This is a genomic window from Aliiglaciecola sp. SL4, assembly GCF_041538045.1.
In the GTDB taxonomy this organism is placed as follows: domain Bacteria; phylum Pseudomonadota; class Gammaproteobacteria; order Enterobacterales; family Alteromonadaceae; genus Aliiglaciecola.
The window spans coordinates 46,737-64,563 of the sequence record NZ_JBGOSE010000011.1; the positions used below are offsets into that span (position 1 = coordinate 46,737).

Here is a 17,827-nt window from a genome sequence, read left to right on the forward strand (position 1 = left end):
TGCTACTAGTTTATTACGCTCCAGCCAAGGTTGCAGAGCTAGATAACTTTTTTGTGGAGTTTGGCTCCTTGTTAATTAACTTGACAGCATGTTCTAGCGCACCTAAGAGGTTGTCAAAGGACTCTACATCCGTTTGGGCTGCATTGATGCCTTTTAATACTTGTTTAATATCGTCATTGGCACCACAAATTATCAGCCTTCTACCAGCATTTTTTGCATCTGATGCCACCGTTTCAATGGCCATACCTGCTGAAACATCCACTGTGGGCACTCGTGTAAAGTCCATAATCAATATTTGTGATCCAGGTTTTACCTTGTCACGCACATGATGGCCAACATCTGCAGCAGCACCAAAGCTAAGAGGTCCACCGAAACTGAAGATACTAACTCTACCGTCTGCTTGTTTAAGCAATGCATTTTCTTTGGGATCATTCAAAGTATCCGGAATTTTCTTTAATTCGTCGATTTGAATTTGCGCGATTTGACGAACAAATGCCAAGGCTGCTAAAACCACACCTACGCCTACGGCTGTCACTAGGTCAACAAATACGGTTAGGCCTAATACTAGAATCATCAATGCAAAATCCCAACGTGGGCCATTGTGAGCACGTCTTAGGTAACTCCAGTCAATAATGTCCAGACCAACTTTAACAAGTATCCCGGCTAAGACAGCATGGGGAATGTTGGCTGCCAATGGACCTAAACCAAGTACAACTGCAAGTAAAACTAGCGAATGTACCATTCCAGAGATTCGGGTTTTACCACCGGTTCGGATGTTAACTACTGTACGCATAGTTGCACCTGCGCCAGCAATACCACCGAATAAACCAGATACAGTGTTACCAATCCCTTGACCGATAAGCTCTTTTTTACTGTCGTGACGGGTACGAGTCATGTTGTCAGCAACTAATGAGGTCAGCAAACTATCAATTGCGCCTAAAATTGCTAGTATGAATGCTGCTTCTAACACTAAAAAGAAGTGACTTTGCTCATAGACAGGTAAATGCAAGCTTGGCAATCCTGTAGGAATATTTCCAAGAGCAGGAACATTGGTGAAGGCAAAGCTAGCAAGGGTACCTATCACCAAAGCGGCTAAGGGACCTGGGATGTACTTTGCGAGAGCGGCAGGCCATTTATATGCAATTATCAAGGTTCCTAACCCGAGAATTAGGGTAGCAAAGTTGATATCTGCCAAGGCTGTGGGCATGTAACTCAAAGCGCCTATGGTGCCACTTGGAGGCTCATGACCTAATAGTCTACCGAACTGGAGAATAATAATAATTGCGCCAATCCCTGACATAAATCCAGAGATTACCGGGTAGGGAACGAGTCGAATGTACTGACCTATTCCCAAAAAACCAAAAGCGATTTGGAAAAGACCTGCCAGCATAACAGCAGTAAAGATGAGTGCAACATCGCCTGATAAGCTGGCAAACAAGCCCGCTAAAACCACCACCATCGGACCGGTTGGGCCTGATATTTGTGACGGTGTGCCGCCAAATAAGGCTGCTAAAAAGCCCAGAGCGATAGCGCCGTATAGACCAGCCATGGGGCCAAGACCCGAAGCTACACCTAACGCTAAGGCTAAAGGAAGAGCGACTATACCAGCGGTAAGACCACCAGTAATATCACCCTTTAGGTTTGACAAATCGAATTTCATATATGTACCTTTATCACGTCTATGCAACTGATAATTCTTTATCTGTTTTTGATTGTCCCAGTGGCATGAACTTAGCTGTTTCTGGGTCATAACTAACCACCTGTCCGCTTTCAATATTATAGACCCAGCCATGCAGTTTTACCTGGCCAGTGGCTAATTTAGCTGCTACAGATGGGTGAGTGCGAAGGTGCTGAAGTTGTTGAACAACATTTTCTTCGGTTAATTTGTCTAAATGATCCATACACAAACTACCGTATTTTTCTTTCACTACCTCTGATGCACAACGACTATGAGACAACCACTCTTTTACGTGGGGAAGCCCATCTAGTTTGTCGGTGTTTAATGCACCTTTCATGGCACCGCAGTCAGAGTGACCACAAACAATAATGTGTGAAACGCCTAGGGCTGCTACTGCAAATTCAATGGATGCAGTAATTCCACCCGTTACATTGCTGTGAGGAGGAACAATGTTGCCAGCATTACGACAAATGAAAAGTTCACCAGGTTCGGTCTGAGTCAATAAATTTGGGTCGATGCGAGAATCTGCGCAAGTAATAAATAAAACTTCTGGGTTTTGCCCGTTTGCTAACTTTTTAAAAGTTGCCTTCTTTCCAGGAAAGACATCTTTTTGAAATTTAGCTACACCAGTAATTACGTGGTCCATGATAGTCACTCCTATTTAATTAAAAAAAATAATTCTTAAAAACGAATTCGCAAACAGTTTTACCTGATAGCTATATAGAAGTATACTTTATATCGTGATAGTTTTTGCCTATCAGTCGGTGCTTTAATCACTCAAATTGACATAAGGTTTAAAATGACATCAGACAATAAGTTTCCTTCAATTAACCAACTGAAGTACTTTGTGGCGGTAGCCAAAAGTTTAAGTTTTCGACGAGCCGCACAAGCCTTAGGGATCAGTCAGCCAACACTCACAACACAGGTTCAATCTCTTGAAAAAACCATGAACCTGAGCTTGTTTGAACGCAACCGAAGTGGCACTTTACTTACCCCTCAGGGGAATACACTTTTGCCCCTTGCCCAAGAAGTATTGCGGGCAGGCCAGCGGTTTAACGACACTGCTCGTGAACTTATTGATGGCACCTCAACTACTTACCGATTAGGCGTTCCTCCGACTTTAGGGCCTTATCTATTGCCATTTGTGTTGCCTGAATTGCATCGGCGATTTAGTCAATTAAAGTTCTATGTGCGTGAAGAGTTTCCGCAGCAGTTGGAAGAAGGTTTGCTCAATGGGCAGTACGATTTAATAATTTCACCATCAAATCATGAATCCGCGCAGTTCATCGTATCTGAGCTCTTTACGGAACCACTAAAATTAGTGATGCCAAAGGATCACGCCCTTGCTGGTCAGGAATTTGTTAAGCCAACTGATGTGCAGGGGGAAAAAGTACTAACTCTAGAAGGACACCATCATTTTCATCATCAAGTGCAGACGATTTGTGCTCAAATTGGTGCACAAATGTATCGAGATTATGAGGGAACCAGTTTAGATACCTTAAGGCAAATGGTGGTGATGGGAGTTGGCATTTCATTTTTACCAGGGCTTTATGTGCACTCAGAATTACATCGGCCAAACGAACTTCATGTATGTGAACTGCAAAATATTCCTATTACTCGCGTGCAACATTTAATTTGGCGAAATACCGCGCCTGGCAGGGTGTTTTTCCGTGAGTTAGCACAATTTTTTAGGGAGATCGTGGCGGAAAAATTAGCAAGTGCAGTTCATGTGAAAAATACAACCACACGAAAAATTTGATTTTATAGATCTTTTCTCACTTAACCTTTAAGACTAATGGAGATCTATCCGTTCAATTACTTGTGTGTTTTTTGCACCAATTTAATCCTAATGCACGTTAAAAGGATCTTGATTGCACTAAATTAGTATTTCATGAGGCCGTAGAGTGCATTAATGTTAAATATGCGGGAAATGAAGGCGGAACATTCTTTGCATCGGCGCTCACCTATTAACTGAAATAAACAAGTTTTAGGGTCATAGGTTGTCTAATCATTTTTGGCTACTCTTATCTGCAATGTTTGTGTTTTTAATGCAAGTTGGATTTTTGTGTTTAGAAAGTGGCAAAACACGAAGTAAAAACAGTATCAACGTGGCCGCAAAGAATATTGGGGACTTTATTGTATCTGCCGGTGTTTTTTGGTTTTTTGGTTTTGGCATTATGTTTGGACCAAGTTTAGCTGGGTGGTTCGGCGCTGGAGGTTTTACTTTTGGTGATGGCAACACGCCATTTCAAATTTCTTTTTTCTTATTTCAAATGATGTTCTGCAGCACGGCTGCAACCCTAACTTCTGGTGCAATTGCAGAGCGCACACGCTTTTCCAGTTATATGTACATTACCCTTATTTTAAGTGGATTAATTTATCCCCTAGTCGGTCATTGGGTGTGGGCTGGAATTTACACTCCAGATAATCAAGGTTGGTTAGAGTCACTGGGGTTCGTGGATTTTGCTGGTTCAACTGTAGTGCACTCGGTCGGCGGTTGGGTAGCCTTGGCAAGTGTAATCATTGTGGGTCCAAGGATTGATCGCTTTAAAACCAATACTAAGTTTCCATCAGGTAGTAATTTACCTATGGCAGCCATGGGAACCTTACTTATTTGGTTTGGTTGGTTCGGGTTTAATGGCGGTAGCACTTTAACATTCAATGCACAAGTACCTTATATTATTTTAAACACCTGTCTTGCTGCGATTTGGGGAGGATTAACCGCTACACTTATCTATTTTCAACGGCAAAAATATGTTGATGTTGGTACTAGTTTGAACGGTGTAATAGCAGGTCTAGTGGCTATAACTGCTAGCTGTCATGCGGTATCAACCGTTGAGGCTGCAATCATTGGTATAGTCTCGGGTTTGGTGGTGCACTATGGCTCTGAGTTAATGGATATCATTGAGCTTGATGATGCACTAAAAGTGATCCCCGCACATTTGTTTGCTGGAGTCTGGGGAACAATTGCGGTGGCCTTATTTGGCGATCCTGAAAAATTGGCAACTGGGTTGTCATTTACTTCGCAACTCAGTATCCAAGTTTTTGGTGTCGTTGTGATTGGTCTGTTCAGTTTTCTCACTTGTTTTTTAATTCTTTATCTACTTAACAAAGTCTCACCATTGCGAGTATCCAAGGAAGACGAACTTAGTGGTTTAAATGTCAGTGAACACCAAGCATCGACGGAATTAATAGAACTATTAAATGATATGCAGAATCATCAAAATAAAGGTGATTTTACTCTTCAAGTTAAAGAAGAACCCTTTACCGAAGTTGGGCAAATAGCGCAAAAATACAACCAAGTGATTAGCAAAGTTTCCAAAGAAATGAATCAGCGAGAAAGTGCTATCACTCAGTTTAAAATAAGCGAAAAACGTAAAAGCGCTATTTTAGACTCTTCCATGGATTGTATTGTTTCCATCGATTGGCAAGGATATATCATTGAGTTCAACCCCGCTGCCGAACGCACGTTTGGTTGTTTAAAAGCCCAGGTTTTGCAGCAAAACTTTTTTAAAATATTTGCCCTGAACAAAGATCTGGAGCGATTCTCACAGAGCTTAGCGTTGCAGTTTGTATCTGCAACTGGGTTGGTACTGAATCGACGAAGTGAAATCGAATTAAAACGTGCTGCGGGACAAACTTTTCCCGCAGAGGTGACTATCACTAGCAGTAAATTGAATGACAGTCACATTAATGAATTTACTTTGCATTTGCGAGACGTAACCAAACAACAAAAAATTCAAGCGCGTTTGAATTTTTTGGCATATCACGACCCATTAACCCATTTATCCAATCGCATTCATTTGATTTCTGAACTCAATTATCAAGTTGCAAAGTCTAAAAAATCCGCCGGTGTAATAGCCGTCTTCTTTTTAGATTTAGATAGATTTAAAAAAATTAACGACACCTTAGGGCATAAAGCCGGTGACTATTTATTGTGTCAGGTGGCCAAAAAACTAAAAGTAGTTTGCCGCGAAGAAGATATTATTGCCCGTTTAGGTGGTGATGAGTTTATTGTGGTAATAACAGGTGAACTCACTCAACAATTGATCGCACAAAAAGCCCAAGGGATTCTGGCTAAACTGCGAGATCCCATTACTTTGAGTGGTAAAAATTATCAAATTGCTACCAGTATTGGGGTTTCTGTTTCAGTAAATGGTGATATTGGTACTGAAGAGTTGATTCAAAGGGCTGATATTGCCATGTACAACGCCAAGTTTCATGGTCGTGATAATTTTAAATTATATACAGATGAGATGGGCCAAAAAGCACAAGAAGAAGTGAGCTTTGAACGAAAAATTAAGCAAGCAATTGATAATGATGAATTCAGTGTTGCATATCAACCAAAAGTCACATGCCAGGGTGAGGTGGTATCGTTAGAAGCTTTGATTCGATGGCAACGGCGAGATATAGGTGAAATTTCCCCCGGTGAGTTTATTCCAGTTGCAGAACAAAGTAATTTGATTGTGCATATTGGTGAGGTCATGATTGCGAAGGTACTTAGCCAATTACGGTTTTGGCTCGATGAGAAGCTCAACGTTGTGCCCATTGCAATAAATATTTCTGGAAGACAATTAGTCGCAGAAGACTTTATACACCATGTTAAGCAGCAACTAGCGGCTTTTGCAATTCCAGGTGAGCTATTGGAGTTTGAAATTACAGAAGGTATTTTGATTCAAGACATCGAAAATTGTGTGGCTATTCTGAATGAGTTAAAAAGCCTTAATATCAAAGTATCGATAGACGATTTTGGCACAGGTTACTCTTCGTTGAGTTATCTCAAGAAACTGCCGCTAGATATTTTGAAAATCGACCGCTCTTTTGTCCATGACTGTGACACTAAAACCGAAGATGCGGAAATCTGCGCCACTATTATCAATTTAGCCAAAAACTTAAGTTTAACAACGGTTGCCGAAGGTGTAGAAACGCAATCTCAATTTGATACATTACGAGATATGGGATGCCATCTTTACCAAGGTTATTTTTTTCATCTCCCCCAAAGCGCTAACATGGTACATGCATTATTAAACCCACAGGATTGATCGTAGATTCTACTTTGCAATCAAAAGGATTCACATGGAAACTAGACCGTTGTTTAAGGGGCTGCCTTTTTACGCGCAGCATTTTAATCGTGAACAAATCGCTAATGCTGGCTGGAATATCTTGCAAGAAGACCTGCCTTTGCCCTGCGGCATAATCAAACAAGCTGCTTTACAACAAAATAGTAAGCGCATGGAACAATGGTTGCAACGCAATAACCTGCTGCTTGCGCCTCATATTAAAACAACTATGAGTCCGGAATTAATTTCACAACAATTAGCCGAAGGGGCTTGGGGCTTAACTGTTGCGAATGTGACTAATTTGCGCTTAGCCGCTGAGATGGGGGCAAGTCACATCATATTTGCTAATCAATTAGTGGGCCCTGGCAATATCAAGGAAGTCGAACAATTATTAGGCCAATACCCTGATTTGACCCTCTACCTTTTTATCGATTCATTGGATGTTTTTGAATTATTAAAAGCGGCAAATATACAACATCATAAGCAGCTTAAATTACTCATCGAATTAGGCGCAGAAGGTGGACGATGTGGAGTACGAGAACCCAGTAAAGCCAAAGAGTTAATCGAGAGTATTTGTGCCAATCAATGGGAGGTTGCCGGTTTTAGTGCCTATGAAGCGGTTTTTGAAGGCTCTACGGAACAAAAAGAACAGCGGGTTCGTGATTTTTTGAACTTGTTAGAAACGACCATTAAGGTCTTTATTGAGCAACAAGTTATCCTTCCTACTGAGCCATTCGTTATAACCATTGGTGGCTCTGAATATTACGATATCTGCGCTGCAACTTTTGCAGATTTACAGCAAAACTTTGATGTTAAGGTGGTACTTAGAAGTGGTTGTTACCTATTCAGTGATTCAGGGGTTTACGACAAAGCATCATTGGCCATTGATGAAAGGTTAGCGAATGAACAAATTACCTTACCTGCCTCTGAGGCTGCAATTGAAGTGTGGTGTTATGTATTGTCTAAGCCTGAAGCTGGAGTGGTAATTTTAGGGGCGGGGAAACGTGATTTTTCCTATGATAAGGGGTTGCCTAAACCTTTGTACACTAAATCGAGATTGGCCACGAATTTGACTAAAATTGACCAAGATAATTATCGAATTACTCGGATTAATGATCAACATTGTTTTTTAAAAGTGCCAAGTGATGATGAACTAAAACCTGGCGATATGGTAGCTATTGGCATCTCACATCCCTGTACCACCTTTGATAAGTGGCGAAAAATGCTGGTTGTTGATCGGCAATACAATGTTATTGACGCAATTGAAGCGTGGTTCTAAAAAATAGAACCTCGACTTCGTTTTTATCAAATGTACTAACTTTCACTAAGTTTCTATTCTAGCACTCTATTGGGGCTTCCCAAGTTATAGATAAATAGGATGTGAAACGAAAATGAAAAAATTAATAACCCTATCAAGTTTAATTTTGTTGTCCCTTAGTGCAGTCGCTAACACCACAATAACAAGACAAAATGGTGCGCCTATTGGCGATAACCAAAACTCTCAAACTGCTGGTCCTTGGGGTGGTGTGCTACTTCAAGACAGTCATCTAATTGAAAAATTAGCGGCCTTTGATAGAGAGCGTGTTCCTGAAAGAGTGGTGCATGCCCGCGGTGTAGGTATCCACGGATATTACGAAAACTACGCGGATTTATCTGACATAACCATGGCTGCCCCTTTCCAAGAAAAAGGTAAAAATACCGAAGTATTTACGCGTTTCTCAGCGGTAATTCACGGTCATCAATCTCCAGAGACTTTGCGTGACCCTCGTGGATTCGCAGTGAAGTTCTATACCGAACAAGGCAACTGGGATTTAGTCGGTAACAACTTCCCGATTTTCTTTATTCGTGATGCGATTAAATTTCCAGATATGGTTCACAGTTTAAAACCGTCGCCCTATGACAATGTGCAAAAAGCATCAAGAGTGTTCGATTTCTTTTCTCATGTACCAGAATCAACACAAATGCTAACCATGTTGTTTTCTGACTACGGCACGCCAAAAAGTTATTTAAACATGGACGGCTCTAGCGTTCACGCCTACAAATTTGTTAATGCTAAAGGTGAAATGAACTATGTGAAATTTGTTTGGAAAACCAACCAGGGCGTAAAGAACTTCACCTATGAAGAAGCTTCGACCATGCAAGGTCAAGACATGCAACCTCATACTACTGATGTTTATACGCGTATCGGCGAAAAAGGCGAAACTGCATCTTGGGACCTATACATTCAAGTATTATCTCCAAAAGACGTGAATAACTTTGACTTTAACCCCCTTGATGCCACTAAAGTATGGCCAGAAGATAAGTTACCTCTTCGCAAAGTGGGCAGAATGGTACTAAACCGCGTGCCTGACAACTTTTTTGAAGAAACTGAACAAGCTGCATTTGCACCAAGTAACGTAATTCCAGGCATAGAGCCATCAGAAGATAGATTGTTACAAGGCCGAGTGTTTGCCTATGCAGATACCCAGCGTTACCGTTTAGGCGTGAACTCTTACCGTATTCCAATCAACGCACCTAAAAATGTCAAGATTAACAACCATATGCAACACGGTAAATTACGTCCAACTAATACCCAGCGTGAAGTGAATTATCAGCCAAGTGAGTACCTTAATTTGGCAGAAGATACACAATACAAATATTCAGCTATGCCATTGTTAGGAAGCTATCAACAAATACCTTTCTACAAGCAATTGAACTTTAGACAAGCTGGTGATTTGTACCGCTCATTTAGTAAAGACGAACAAACTAGATTAATTGAAGTGTTAGGTGGAGCCCTAGCAACATCTGATAAAGAGTTAGTTCGAATCAATATTAGTGCATTTATGTACAACGCGGACAAAGATTACGGTACGGCTATCGCTAAACGTTCAGGTACTAACTTGAGCAAAGTGAAAGCAAGAGCAAAAGCGCTAATGGCAGAGCAACAAGCTTTGGCAGCTGAAGGCGAGAAGATTGCCCTTAAACTCAGCAAATTGTTCTAATTTGATTATCCATTAAATAACTTTCACTGCCTGCAATTGCAGGCAGTGTGTTTATAAGGAAAGACCAATGAAAACCCTAATCACCGTATTTTTAATCGTACTTCTCAGCGCTTCTTTTCATCCCGCGAATGCCAATGAAAATGAACAAAGCCAGCAACTTAAAACCCTGTATTTTGATGCAGCTAGAACGGGGGATATTGAATTATTAACGACCTTTTACAATGCTGGGTTGTCAGTCAATATTGCAAATGAAAAGGGATATACTGCACTGATTTTATCCGCTTACAATGGCCAAACTGAAGCTGTTAACTTTTTATTGGGGTTGGAAGATATTAATCCGTGCCAAGAAGATGCAAGAGGTAACACAGCGTTAATGGGGGCGATATTTAAAGGTAATCTTCGCATAGCTAAATCACTAATGGGAGTTGACTGCGAAGTAGATCAAAGCAATCAAAATGGTCAAACCGCATTGATGTTTGCTACCTTATTTGACAGACAGGATATTATCCAAGGGCTTCTTGACCAGGGTGCTAACATTAGCCTAAAAGATAGCCATAGTCGCAGTTTAAGCGATATTGCCGCAAGCCAAGGTAATCAGATTCTAGCTGACAAATTTAAGCAAGCTAAACCTTAGAGAGCAAAAAGACTAGGTTGATAATAGTGCCTAGTATGGCTAAATTAATTTGAGTTTAAAGCCATTATTATTGTGTTTGATAACTTCAATTAAACAATGCGCAGACGCTGGTGAGCTAAACCCCCGATCACTTATTTATCCTAACCAACTGGATTGCACTCAAAGTCTATGGTTACGTACTCTGAGGTTAAGCAATCCTAATAAAACCTTCCAAACAACTTGAATAAATAACCCTCATTTTATAATCGAAAGTAACCGTAATAAAAAATGAACTACGTTTTGGTAACACTTAATCAGTTAGGTTTTGACTTTTAAAGCTTATGCAAGGATCTGAACTAACAGGTTTTAATCTTGTAGATATGGAAAGGGTAGGGAGGTGGGTAGGCACCTTGGAGAAAATGCCTACCCGGTTGGTTGCGTTAAGCCAGGACCAGTGAAACTTAACGATTCCAGGCAGATCCATAATAGTGTAAATGAAAATCATTATCAATAGTGTTTGTTGTTTTTTTCCATTATTTTGAAAATTATGTTTTTCTTCAATAAGTTACCTTATGAAATACAACTGTTTGTAATTGTGATAAACATAAAGTGTAGGTTGACAATTTATTTACCTGTGATGATAATGAGAATTATTACTATTTGGGTTTATGAGAAATGCAGCTAATCTTAGGATGTTTCTGTGAATAAAGAATTGGCATTTGGCACGCTAGAGTTGACCATACGGCATGGGTTGCAGCCAGATAACCCTCATACTCTTTATCATTATTTAGATATGGTTGAAGAGCGTTTGGCTGCCGAAAATACTGATAAAGTGAAAAGAGCTATTTTAAAACGGGTATTGAACACTTTGTTAGATACCATTTGTGATACTAGTATTAGCTTTCACTGGCGTTATTTGTGTTTGGATAATATTTATAAACCACTAAATCAGGTGGAGAAGTTTGATTGTACCGATGGGCAAAGGGCAGAAACACGACGTTTTAAGTATGAATTATCTTTATTAGGAACGTATTTTTTATAGAAAAGGGGTAAACATGACTGAAGTTAGAATCGAAAAAGATAGTATGGGCGAACTTGAAGTTCCTAAAAACGCGTTATATGGCGCGCAAACTCAAAGAGCAATTAATAACTTCAAAATCAGTCACATTCCTATGCCCGAAGCCTTTATTCGAGCGCTGATTCAGATAAAGTCAGCTGCTGCCACGGTAAACGTTAATCTTAAGGGGATCGATAAGGCTACCGCCGATGCAATTAAACTAGCCTGTAGCACCTTATTAGACGATAAAAACCTCATGCAGCATTTTCCCGTTGATGTATTTCAAACTGGGTCTGGTACAAGCACTAACATGAATGCTAATGAGGTAATTGCCAACCTTGCGTCCGCACAATCCAATATGCAGATTCATCCTAATGACCATGTTAACTTCGGACAAAGCAGTAATGATGTTATCCCAACCTGTATCCATGTTAGCGCCTCTTTAGCAATTCATAATGAGCTTAAACCTGCTTTAACCCACTTAGCAAAAACCATTGATGAAAAATCAGCAAGCCTGAGTGGTTATTGTAAAACTGGACGAACTCACTTAATGGATGCTATGCCGATTAGAATGGATCAAAGTATGTCTGCTTGGTCGGCACAGATAAGACAACAAATTGCCTATCTCAACAGTATTCAACCATCCATTCAATCATTGGTTTTAGGTGGCACGGCAGTGGGCACAGGGATTAATTCTCATCCTCAATTCGCCGAACAATTTACTGACATTCTAAGTAAAGAAACTGGGTTGTCTTTTGTTAAAGCGGAAAACTTCTTTGCTGGTATCGCGGCACAAGATACGGCGGTGAGTTTATCTGGTATATGTAAGTCTACAGCTGTGAGTTTTATGAAGATCGCTAACGATCTACGTTGGATGAATTCAGGGCCGCTGGCAGGACTCGGTGAAATTGCGCTACCTGCTTTACAACCAGGCTCATCGATTATGCCGGGTAAAGTTAACCCGGTGATACCTGAGGCGGTGGCGATGTTGTCGGCACAAGTTATCGGCAATGATGCTGCTATTACTATTGGTGGCCAATCAGGAAATTTTGAATTAAACGTAATGTTACCCATGATTGCGTTAAATTTATTGTCGAGTATTGAGTTGCTATCCAACGGAGCAATTTCATTGGCAGATAATGCCATTCGTGATTTTGAGGTGAATCAACAGAACCTTGAAAAACCTCTGCATAAAAACCCAATTTTAGTCACTGCGCTAAATCCCATCATCGGCTACGCCAAAGCCGCGGAAATTGCTAAAAAAGCCTACAAAGAAAACCGTCCTATTATAGATGTAGCAGCTGAAAATACGGATATTTCAAAAGAAGAATTAACGGATTTACTTGATCCCGTTAAGTTAACTAAAGGTGAGTCATAAACAGCATCGATAGTAAGATTTGTAAAATATGGAGAAGGAAAGAGTACGCTGGCTGGAGCGTTTGCCTTTTCGATTTTATTATTCTGACAAAACTTATAGTTATCGTGCCCCGTAATTAAGTAGCGTAAACTGCTTCATTAATATTGTTAACTTCACTATTAGGTTTCATGGCAGATAAAGAATTTAGAAAGATAAGTGGCTTGGGCGATAAAAACGCACACATTAATGTGTATATCCAAAATCGCCCGAGCTTTTCCTTTGAAGCACAGCAACAAGGCCTATACCCTCTTCAAAAAGGTGAAATCTATGCCATTGGGCAAGCTTGCGGTAACGGTTGGCGAAAGGTATTTAATGTGTATGCCAAGTTGCTATTCCCGTTGTTGGGACATTTTAATGGAGTTGACCAGCGTTGTTCGACTTGGCAACAATATCGTGATGAAGAGCTGTTGCAACCTGGCAGTCATACCGCCTTGTGGTTTACGCCACCTAAATTTGAACAATCCGATACATTGCACATTATTATGGGGCGCACCTATGCAAAGTCGTTAAACTTACCCAATACTCTTGAGTGGATTAACCAAGAATTTGCCATTGACCTAAGCCAGCGTATTGTCGTGTGTCCGTATTTTGACTACCGCCAACTATCCAATCATAAAATACTCTTTATGCTTGAAATAATTACTCAACATTTTCTAAAAAAATAGTACCCAGTTGCTCATTTACGTTATAATTCCGGCGTTACTTTAGTGTCCTGCAATGGGTCGCATATTCTACTATTAGTATTCTGGAACGCACATCATGTTCGATATGTTTGAAATATCCATTATTGGCTTGGCTATTTTGGCCTTGTTATCCATCGTCTTTGAAGAAGTTACCCATATCAATAAAGCAAAAACTACCCTGTTTTTAGGGTGTTTAGTATGGTGCTTATTGTTCATTCGAGGGCATGGTTCTGGGCAGGCTGAAATTGAAAATGCGTTGAACGAAAATTTACTCGAAATAGCCAAACTGTGGCTGTTTCTCATGGCAACTATGACTTTTGTGGCTTACCTTAATGCCAGAGGGTTGATTGGCGCTATGGTTAATCGACTTTTACCTGGTGAATTGTCTTTAAGGAAGTTGACCTTGCTGTTGGCGTTGTTTGCGCTTGTATTGTCGATGTTATGCGACAATATTACCGCCACTCTCGTATCCATCAGTGTGATCCTAGCGTTCAAATTGAACGTGGGAGAAAAAGTAAAACTCTGTGTTTTAATTATATTTGCCGTGAACTCCGGTGGGGTTGTTTTGATAACTGGGGATGTGACGACACTGATGATCTTCAGTGAAAAACATGTCTCGATAGTTGAATTGTTAGGCTTAGTTTTACCCGCTGTGTCTGGGGTGATTGTGTTGGCAATTTTGATGAGCTTTGGCAAAAACCGCAGAGTAGAAGCCACCATTGGCAGTGAAAAGTTTAAATCCTTAGATTTTGTTATCGCTGGGCTATTTTTTAGCACCATATGTTGCACCATGCTGTTTAATTTATTGTTTGAAATCCCGCCGGTTTTGACCTTTTTATTAGGCTTGTCGGTGATGTTCCTAATTGGTGGAATGGTGAATAAATTTAAGTACGAAATTCATTTATTGGATTATGTACGTAAAATTCAATTTGATACTTTAATGTTCTTCCTAGGGATACTGTTGATAGTTGGTTCTCTTAAAGAAATCGGGGTATTAATTTGGATGACAAATATCTACTTTATGGTGGATCCTGATTATTCCAACTACTTGGTGGGGATCTTGTCAGCCTTTTTAGATAACGTACCATTAACCGCAGCCTTACTTAAAGCCCAGCCGGAGTTAACCAATATTCAATGGTTATCCCTTACCTATGCCGTTGGCGTGGGGGGATCAATGTTGGTGATAGGTTCAGCGGCAGGGATTGTGGCCATGAGTCGTGTGAAGGAACTGACTTTTGTTAGTTACAGTAAATATATCGTGCACCTATTGGCGGCTTATACCGTGGGTTACGTATTGTGTTTAGTCAACGTCTAATCGCCGTTGACTAATTTCCCTTGCATACACCTAATATAAAACTCGGCTGCTGCTAATTAGGTTAGCGTTGGTGGACGCTTTCTTGGACAGTTTTGAATTTGCTAAGCTCAAATCGATAAGTACCTTATATAAACCTTATTCGCTAAATCCTAGATCGGTTATTATACAAAAGTCTAATACACTTTAAGTACAGACAAGGTTTTAATAAGGTTACGACACAACATAATATTGTCCAATTATTATAAAAGCTAATAAATCTCTATGTCTGTAGAGTCTCAAGATAGTTCCATTGAATATATTCGTGAGAAACTAACAAATACCGTTTTGATGGCTACCATGGCATTTGCCGGTGTTGCGTTAGCTGGTTCCCTTTCTCGTATCCCTGAAATTGGTTTTCTGCCGGTGATGTGGGTGCATATTGCCAGCACCTGTGTGCTATTGAGTTTTTATTTGTTTCGAACCCGCTTAAGCAACAATATAAAAGCGAGTTTAGTTACCTGCCTATTTTTTATTATGGGATTTGCAGGAATTCGCACATTTGGTCTAGCCGGGAATGGAATATACCTGATTATGGCTGCGTCTATATTTAGTAGTTTCATGCTCAGTATGAGAGTGGCGGTTGCTATTGCGATCTCTGGTGGTTTGTTTTTATTTTATTACATGAACCTAATGTGGCTAAGTGAATTTGAGTTTACAGTAAGACAAAGCGCTTACAGTTTAAGTGTAACTGCTTGGATTACAGCATTACTGACTTACGCATTTATAATTAGTATTGTTTTGTTTTTGATTCAGCACTTTTTACATTATTTACAAACTTTATTATTAGATAAACAAACTACTATTGATAGTCAAACCAATAAAATTGAACACTCAGAGGCTATCTTTCAAACGGTTATTAATCACTTACCCTATGGGATTTCATGGAAAGATAAACAATTACGATATTTAGGTGCAAACCATGCCTTTATTGACGACGCTAAAGTAGAAAATATCAATCAATTGAAAGGAAAAACTGATTTTGATATCAGCAATGAAGAGCACGCCAAAAAGATCGTAAATATCGATCGACGCATCCTCTATGGCGATGAAACTAATATTCATTATCAAGAAAAAGAAAATCAGGAAAAACAAAGCCAAGAAAACACGGCTCAAGAAGATGCCCAAGTTAAATATAAAGAGGTAACGCACCTAGCCCTGCATTCTAAAAAGCAAGACTTGATTGGTGTGCTTATTTTCTACAATGATATTACTAAAAGTAAAAATTTAGAATTAAAAGCCCAACGAGCAAGAGCACTAGCAGAACAGGCAAACCAAACTAAATCTCAATTTTTAGCTAATATGTCACATGAGATCCGCACGCCAATAAACGGCGTTCTAGGGTTGTTAGATTTGTGTTTGCATACTCAGTTAGACAAACAACAAACCGAATACTTAAATCGGGCTAACTTTTCTGCGAAACTTTTAATGCAAATAGTTAACGATGTTCTCGATTTATCTAAGATTGAATCTGGCCACTTTAAACTAGAAAATCACCACTTTTGTTTTGAAGATATTCTCACTCAAGTTGAAAATTTATTTTCGAGTCAGGCTGATAATAAAAATATTGAGTTACATACTAAAATTTTGGGTAAGCAGAATATTAGGGTAATGGGCGACCCAACTCGGGTTATGCAAATATTAATGAATTTGACCTCAAATGCAGTCAAGTTTACGCATACCGGAAGTGTGGATGTAACGGTTAAATTGGTAACAAATGATGATTTGGCAAAAGTAAAAATATCGGTGCTTGATACGGGAGTCGGAATTGAAGATAAGTCATTAAAAAACTTGTTTAATAAGTTTACTCAGGTTGATGAAAGTATAACGCGAAAGTACGGTGGAACAGGTTTAGGGCTTTCCATTGTCAAACAACTAGTTGAAGCCATGGGGTCTACTATCAAGGTGAAAAGTGAGTTAGCAAAGGGAACTGAATTTAGTTTTATGTTGCAGCTTCCTCTTGCCAAGGAACAACGCATAGAAGTCCCACAAATTGACTGCAAAAAAAATCTAACCAATAGACGCATTTTACTGGTAGAGGATAACCTGATTAACCAGCAAATTGCTAAAAGCATTTTAGAGCAAAGTCATGTGGTTGTGACCGTTGCTAACAATGGTCAAGAGTCCCTAGATTTGCTTGCTCGGCAGAATTTTGATTTAGTTTTAATGGACATTCAGATGCCGATAATGGATGGTTGTAGTGCCCTGAAAACACTACGTAAGAATAAACAATGGATTGATTTACCTGTTATCGCGTTAACGGCGAACGTCTTTGCTGAAGAAGTCGCCCATTATGAAAGGCTGGGATTTACCGCTCATTTGGGAAAACCTTTTTCGCGAGAAGCTCTATTATCTAAAGTACAACAATATGTCACAAACACCGAACTTCACACTAGCTTATAGTTTGGAGGATTTGGGGGTATTCAATCGGCATACCCACTGCCAATGGCATTAAATGGCATACTCAGCTCTAATTCGGGTACTTGCAGGGCAATCCAAGCAGGAAAGGTATTGCTGTTGGGGCCAGGAAAAACAGTATATTCATTTGCCCAAGGGTAGCGTTCGATAGCTGCTGATATTTTGGGGATCAGTGCATTGGCTTTTTCACCTTGAATGGAAAGCAGCTTTTCAGGTTTTGCGCCATACCAAAATCGATCGGGAATAGGTGTTTGGTATCTGTGTAACGCGGGCAGTCCACTTTTGACGCGCCAACCAACCACCTCATATACCGTGTAGTCCGCCGCATCTTCTGTTTTTATAGCGATCCAAGTATGTACAGCAAACCAACCACGCCAGCTGTATGCATCTGCAGCATAGACTTCAATAACCGCATCTTTAATTAGTTCGGGCTTAGGTGCAATCCCCGCAGATTCTCTACTTGCCGTACGCCAACTGTTGTTTGAGCAGGCATTTATCAGTAAGCCAATCAAAATTAAACATAGGATCTTTTTCATTCAATACCTTTGGCGAGTAGAGTGCGTTGACTG

General features: G+C 40.0%; 13 protein-coding genes. 10 read left to right on the top strand and 3 right to left on the bottom strand.

What is annotated here, in order from left to right; genetic code table 11:
• Positions 1–13 precede the first annotated feature (13 nt).
• Both AB6T38_RS14970 and AB6T38_RS14975 read right to left on the bottom strand, forming a co-directional pair.
• On the bottom strand, positions 14–1,660 hold the full coding sequence (locus tag AB6T38_RS14970) for a SulP family inorganic anion transporter (protein WP_372548067.1): 1,647 nt from the start codon (positions 1,658–1,660) through the stop codon (positions 14–16).
• Positions 1,661–1,679: 19 nt separating this feature from the next.
• The gene (locus AB6T38_RS14975) at positions 1,680–2,324 is read right to left on the bottom strand and encodes a carbonic anhydrase (RefSeq protein WP_372548068.1); all 645 of its coding nucleotides are present in this window, start codon (positions 2,322–2,324) and stop codon (positions 1,680–1,682) included.
• A 153-nt stretch (positions 2,325–2,477) separates the two neighbouring features.
• Here AB6T38_RS14975 and AB6T38_RS14980 point away from each other — a divergent pair, with 153 nt between their 5' ends.
• The 10 genes from AB6T38_RS14980 (at position 2,478) to AB6T38_RS15025 (ending at position 17,243) form a co-directional block, all read left to right on the top strand.
• Entirely contained in the window at positions 2,478–3,437 is a 960-nt protein-coding gene (locus AB6T38_RS14980) for a hydrogen peroxide-inducible genes activator (protein ID WP_372548069.1), read from the top strand.
• A gap of 241 nt (positions 3,438–3,678) precedes the next feature.
• A complete protein-coding gene (gene amt / locus AB6T38_RS14985; protein WP_372548070.1) occupies positions 3,679–6,720 on the top strand; it encodes an ammonium transporter in 3,042 nt (1,013 codons plus the stop codon).
• 34 nt (positions 6,721–6,754) lie between these two features.
• Positions 6,755–8,017 (top strand): alanine racemase, encoded by a 1,263-nt coding sequence (locus tag AB6T38_RS14990; protein WP_372548071.1) that lies wholly within the window; start codon positions 6,755–6,757, stop codon positions 8,015–8,017.
• 112 nt (positions 8,018–8,129) lie between these two features.
• Positions 8,130–9,719 carry a catalase gene (locus AB6T38_RS14995; RefSeq protein WP_372548072.1) on the top strand — a complete coding sequence of 530 codons (1,590 nt, stop codon included), beginning with the start codon at positions 8,130–8,132 and terminating at the stop codon, positions 9,717–9,719.
• Between the two features lie 67 nt (positions 9,720–9,786).
• Entirely contained in the window at positions 9,787–10,353 is a 567-nt protein-coding gene (locus AB6T38_RS15000; protein ID WP_372548073.1) for an ankyrin repeat domain-containing protein, read from the top strand.
• Between the two features lie 679 nt (positions 10,354–11,032).
• Entirely contained in the window at positions 11,033–11,374 is a 342-nt protein-coding gene (locus AB6T38_RS15005) for a hypothetical protein (protein WP_372548074.1), read from the top strand.
• 13 nt (positions 11,375–11,387) lie between these two features.
• The gene (locus AB6T38_RS15010; protein WP_372548075.1) at positions 11,388–12,767 is read left to right on the top strand and encodes a class II fumarate hydratase; all 1,380 of its coding nucleotides are present in this window, start codon (positions 11,388–11,390) and stop codon (positions 12,765–12,767) included.
• A gap of 167 nt (positions 12,768–12,934) precedes the next feature.
• Complete coding sequence (locus tag AB6T38_RS15015) at positions 12,935–13,471, top strand: hypothetical protein (RefSeq protein WP_372548076.1); 537 nt, start codon at positions 12,935–12,937, stop codon at positions 13,469–13,471.
• Positions 13,472–13,574: 103 nt separating this feature from the next.
• The gene (nhaD, locus tag AB6T38_RS15020; RefSeq protein ID WP_372548138.1) at positions 13,575–14,804 is read left to right on the top strand and encodes a sodium:proton antiporter NhaD; all 1,230 of its coding nucleotides are present in this window, start codon (positions 13,575–13,577) and stop codon (positions 14,802–14,804) included.
• Between the two features lie 261 nt (positions 14,805–15,065).
• Positions 15,066–17,243, top strand: coding sequence for an ATP-binding protein (locus AB6T38_RS15025; RefSeq protein ID WP_372548077.1), 2,178 nt, complete (start codon positions 15,066–15,068; stop codon positions 17,241–17,243).
• Positions 17,244–17,263: 20 nt separating this feature from the next.
• Here the strand turns inward: AB6T38_RS15025 and AB6T38_RS15030 are convergent, their stop codons facing one another.
• On the bottom strand, positions 17,264–17,794 hold the full coding sequence (locus tag AB6T38_RS15030) for a DUF3750 domain-containing protein (RefSeq protein WP_372548078.1): 531 nt from the start codon (positions 17,792–17,794) through the stop codon (positions 17,264–17,266).
• Positions 17,795–17,827 lie beyond the last annotated feature (33 nt).